Consider the following 5,090-nt stretch of genomic DNA (forward strand, 5'->3'; position numbering starts at 1 on the left):
TTATTTTAGTGGCACACTTTTCATTAGCGTTTTTGGTACACTTTATTTTAGCATTCACACCAGGTGACAAGGCCCCACGCCGAAGTTCATGCCCTGCTTCTTCCAGATGCGAATCCAGACTGCAAATATTCTGCCTGACCGTATTTAAAACTTAATCTCCAATACTCCGTAGCAATATAGGGATGGGATTTTGAAGCTGATCTTGTTCCCCTGGATAGCCGGACTCAATGCCGTTTTTTGTCCGGTTTCAAAGTCGTGGAACTCAGCCAGTGATACCTTTTTCCCTTCCGGCAAAGTAACAGACACCTCAAATGGACCTGCAGTTTTGAACTCATCCTCAACCTGATTGTAGTCATAATTGATCAGATGGAGAACCATTCGTTCTTTATCCAGGTAACGGCGAATATTTACGGTAACCGGTGCGGTGCTCTCCACCTCGGGAGCATAGTAGCTGGTAAGCAGGCTTTTGAATTTCCCTAGAGTCACGGCAGCCTGGTTTTGTTCCGTCGGGATGCGGGCTTTCCAGTTCTTATCAAACATGTACTGGGTGCCCAGATCCTCATTGACCGTCCGCCAAACCCCTTTGCCGATTTTATGCTCTCCTTCGCCGGACACGCCTGCTAGTTCAGATCGATTTACTAATTCTCCCCTTTTGTTGTGAGTCCCAAAGCGGCCAAAAGCCAGGACTTTACCGCCTTTGGAGACATAGTCGAGAAGCGCTTTGCTTTCATTATCCGAACACATAAAAACGTCAGGTACTATCACCACTTCATAAGGGGACAGGTCTTGTAGGGTCACATCACGAACCACCAATTCTTCGTCCCCGGAAAGAATTATCCCGGTGGGGACATTTAGATTAAGGAGCATTTGTACAATACCCTTTGTCATGCTGTCGTTACTCCGCCGGTTTTGTGCCACTGGCGTTATATCACCTCCTTTGCGGGATGCCAGGGAATGAATAAGGCCGACCTTTGCCTGTTCCAACAACCCGTAGAACTCGGGATGGGCCATGGCATATTTTGTATATTTCCCCGCTTCCGCTGTATCAAAGGATATAGCGTCCACGTAATTAAAACGGTTTCTCATGGTCAGAATCTTGTCGCCGTTGGTAATCATTCTGCCGTCAGCTGAATAAACGTCGGCAAAGATATACTTAAACAGGTTTTTTGTTTTGGCCGGTATCGTTCCCCGGTCATGAGAAACCTCCACATACAGAGCCATCCGCGGTGACATAGACTCGGCCAGTTTAACCAGCACAGCCCCTTTGGGCATTTCCGACCCATTCATAAAGTAGAATTGTTCGCCTGTTAAGAAATCCTGGAAATCAGTAGGCATAAAGTGAATGGCAAACTGGGGGGAAGCGCTCATGCTGAAGAGAAATTCCCGGTTATATTTTTCCCTGGCGTATTTCTTCAGCTGGGCGCTCATCTCCCGCCAGATGCGGCTGCTCTCAACGAGTTGAAACTGGGCAAATTCATACGTAATGGGGATTGGGGGATACTCCGCCTTGTTCCATGTCCCCTCCAGCTTATTGGCAATAATATAATTTTTAAAATCAAAAGAATTGATGTCGGTTATTTTGTACTTGCTTTTTAGCTGCTCGGTGTTGTATTTGTTTTTTAGGTATGCCGTGAACCCTTCCATTGAATACTTGTCAAAGGTCCCGCCTTTTCGGAAAATCACCTCGCGGTTAAAGGTGGATTCGTCCACCACCACCCCTTCCACGCCGTTGTCAATCAGTTTCTTGCAAGTATTTAGCAGGTATTCCTGCCAGCGGGGGTCCAAAAGGTTCATCCATGGGTCATCAGCCCGGTACCCGCTCATCCCCGGTTTCTGCACCGTGATCATCTTACCCTGTAAGTCAACAGCCGCCGCTTCCGGCATTTTCACCGAATCATCTATGGGGTGCATGGGTGTGATACTGGCTCCGATATAATGAATGTTCTTGCTGTTCAACAAGAACATATGGGGCTTAACCATACTCTTCATACCGGCTATATATCCCCAGTGGATGCCGGCGGGCTGCATCTTATCCAGGAAGGTATTGCCCGGGAGCATGATATCTATGACATCGGTGGATAAGAAGACAGGTTTTCTCAGGAATTCAGCCCCAGTGCCCGGTTTCAGAGGTGTAAATCTGCCGGAACTCTGACCGGTAGCACCGGAAGTAGGATTAGAACCTCCCCCAATGAAAGAGGTGCCCGGACCGGCTCCCCCGCACCAGGGAGGCATTGGCCAGGGTCCCGGCGGCGGGCAGATGCGGAAAATGAACATGATCAGCATTACAAGGATAACAAAGGTAACAAGACCGAAAAACAGTTTCAGGAGTAGTTTCATTAAATTCCCTCCCACTTTACCAATAACTGCAATATTCGATACTTATAATGCTTAATGCTCCCACTTGTCAAGACAATCTCGATTCTACTGCAAAACCCCAAAAAAGGGGTCTACTACACCTTAATATCCATTAACAATTACTAATATTAGGAATAACTCAATACTTATGTATGTCGTTGTTTTCTGTTCTCTATATTCCCTGTCAGCCAAAAACGGGCACAGGTATCCTCTAGGGGGGATTTTGGATTCCTTGGGCTTGTACCCGCCTTGTATGAATTTGATAAACCGCTTGATGTTTTGGACAGGTATTTTCAATCCACATACCACCGTGCTTTTGACCCTTCCACAAACATTAAGTTTATACAACCCCGTCCGTTTCAAGGCCAAATGGCTCCCTTCTTTCCGACCGGTATTCACGGCCTTAAGGCTTATGCGCACAACGTAATCCTTGCTTCGCTTTTTACTGTAACATAGCCCAAGCAACTCACAATTGGCACAGGCTTCCAGGAGAAAATGCGCCGGTGTCTGTCCGCCGCTTGTTCCGGTACGAGTAGGAGTGTGTCCCGCCGGGCATTCGGTAATCAAATTGGTGGTTAAATCGCTGCCAGCTTTTGCTTGCTCCTCAGGAGTTAGTCTAAGTTCCTTAATAAATATTTTGATTTTTTCCCTTGTCCATCGGGTAGCGCCGGTTGTTTTCGATATCGTTCTCTTATTTATGCAATTTGCTATAATCAGCACGAAGATTAATCCACTGTTAACACAACTTTGCCGCCAAAGTTACTTAACGTAAATAAATCCGAGTCATGCAGCCATTCGTATGAAACATTGTATTCAAACGGGAAAGCCTGGGGTACCGAAGAAAGCTCTGCAATTTCATAGTAAGCCCTTTCCCTTAAGTGAAGGATGGCCAATAACAGCACCTGTATGGTTTTTACATCGGTAACCGGGTACCTTTTAATGCGATATACCCCAACCTTCTCATTTTCAATAGCTCCAATTTGCTTCAAGGTTTGTAATATTTTATTGCTAGAATGAAGAAGGGTAGTCCGTTCTCCCCACATTTCAAACAGCTTTTCTTTAAGCCAAGATGTCGCAAATGTATCCTGAATGTTAGTGAGCTTACCTATTAAAGCACAAACATCCGAAAATACAGGGTAAGCAACCAGCATCATGCTCCAATGCAATGCCAGTTTGTTAGACTTCTCATCTTCATAAGCTTCTAAAGCTTGCTGCTTTAAAGCTGAAAGCTCCTGAGGAGTCTTTACCCATATATTCATGAGGATTCCCCTCGTCTTTCTGAGGTTAGTCGGGCTTTTTATTTCAAAGGACAAGTATTCGTTTAACTCCTCTTTAATTTGAATTTCATCCTTACCCCCTAATATAAGTTCTACAGTTTTATTGAGCCATTCCAATTTAATGGAACGGGACAGTCCAACAATCTTTGTCATCTAAATTACCGCCTTTACTTTAATGAATGGGACAATTACCTCGTCAATGGAAATGCCCCCGTGCGTCATTACTTCCTCATTCTTATTATCAAAAGAAACGCCAGACTCACAAACATAGTATTTATAGTCTTTATCCAGGTAATATCCTGGATAAGTCACGACTTTGTCTCCAAAAGAATCATTTTCTTCCGCAAAATCTTTCAGTACAAACATTCTCTTAGATCTTGTTTCAACCTCAACACCAACATTACGGATAACTCCTGTACCAACGCATGAGGTATTACCGTGGTCGGATGTTATATAAATATTAAAACCCTGTGCATACAAATCTTTAATCAACGTTTGTAACTTGCCACTTTTTGCCCATAAGGAAACATCATTATACATCCCTACACGACCTTGCTTTTGATCGTGAACTAAATCATCTATGTCATTGATGATAATAGCCATAAACTTGGTAAAATGGCTGATGGGCGGATTGTAGCCCTTGGCATATAAGCTTTGCTGTTTGGTATACCCCTTGTTCTTGGCAGCCTCCATAAAGCCTTTTTCTTCTTGGCTTAAAGTAAAAGGATTTTCCAACTCGCGCGGATACTTCCCGCTGAGCAGGCCTTGCCTTGAGATAGCCGTCGTCGTCGGTATAAGGGCATAAGTACAATGGTATTCATAGTCAATGCCTTCCAAATATCGTGAGATTATCTCAAAGTCAAATAATGACATCCCATCCACGACAATAAGAGCAGTTTTGCCATGCGCTATAAAATCAATTGCTTTAGGCAAGATAGCAGGAGCCAGTTTATTGGTCTCACCGGAAAGCTTTTGATAGCCGTTAAATATAAACTTTTCAAATTCCGCGTCAACAAAACTCGTATCGATCGAGATATTTGCTTTTGCAGCGCAATAATCAATCAAGGCCTTTTTACGGGCAATCTCAATCCAGCCATTTGCAGTAATACCAGATTTGTCGCCGGAAGGCAAGAGGTTTTTTATCATTAGCTCACAATAGTTTTTTATATTTCCCTTTGAAAAGACCGTATATGAAATAAATTTTTCAGTCTTTTCCCTGGTGTCACAGGACAAATAAAGCTCCCCATAGGCAAAGCTGATCAAGTCAATGTCTTTAATATACCGGCGCACCGTATCTTCATGAAGTTTCGGAAAGATGCTTCTGAGAGAAATTTCAACCTCAAAAAACTGTTTCCTTATATCGTATGGCACATATATGTCAGAATAAACAATAACCGCATATTTATTACAGGAGTTATGCAGTTGATGGAAAATAACACCAAAGCATAATCAAAAAAT

Annotated in this window: 4 protein-coding genes; all 4 read right to left on the minus strand. The window is 43.7% G+C overall.

Annotation, left to right across the window (positions count from 1 at the left end; genetic code table 11):
* Positions 1-144 precede the first annotated feature (144 nt).
* The 4 genes from NUV48_15240 to NUV48_15255 all read right to left on the minus strand — a co-directional run bounded on the left by NUV48_15240 (position 145) and on the right by NUV48_15255 (position 4,922).
* Positions 145-2,337: a beta-galactosidase trimerization domain-containing protein gene (locus NUV48_15240; protein MCR4443487.1), complete on the minus strand. Its 2,193-nt coding sequence runs from the start codon at positions 2,335-2,337 to the stop codon at positions 145-147.
* Positions 2,338-2,457: 120 nt separating this feature from the next.
* Positions 2,458-3,075, minus strand: a complete 618-nt coding sequence (locus NUV48_15245; protein ID MCR4443488.1) for a hypothetical protein — start codon at positions 3,073-3,075, stop codon at positions 2,458-2,460.
* A gap of 5 nt (positions 3,076-3,080) precedes the next feature.
* Positions 3,081-3,785: a hypothetical protein gene (locus NUV48_15250; GenBank protein MCR4443489.1), complete on the minus strand. Its 705-nt coding sequence runs from the start codon at positions 3,783-3,785 to the stop codon at positions 3,081-3,083.
* Positions 3,786-4,922 carry a PglZ domain-containing protein gene (locus NUV48_15255; protein ID MCR4443490.1) on the minus strand — a complete coding sequence of 379 codons (1,137 nt, stop codon included), beginning with the start codon at positions 4,920-4,922 and terminating at the stop codon, positions 3,786-3,788.
* Positions 4,923-5,090 lie beyond the last annotated feature (168 nt).

The sequence above is a fragment of the Peptococcaceae bacterium genome (assembly GCA_024655825.1).
GTDB lineage: Bacteria > Bacillota > Peptococcia > DRI-13 > PHAD01 > JANLFJ01.

What these genes read in the sequence shown, in the direction of transcription:
- NUV48_15240 (MCR4443487.1), bottom strand. Translation starts at nt 2,337, where the DNA reads ATGAAACTACTCCTGAAACTGTTTTTCGGTCTTGTTACCTTTGTTATC.
- NUV48_15250 (MCR4443489.1), bottom strand. Translation starts at nt 3,785, where the DNA reads ATGACAAAGATTGTTGGACTGTCCCGTTCCATTAAATTGGAATGGCTC.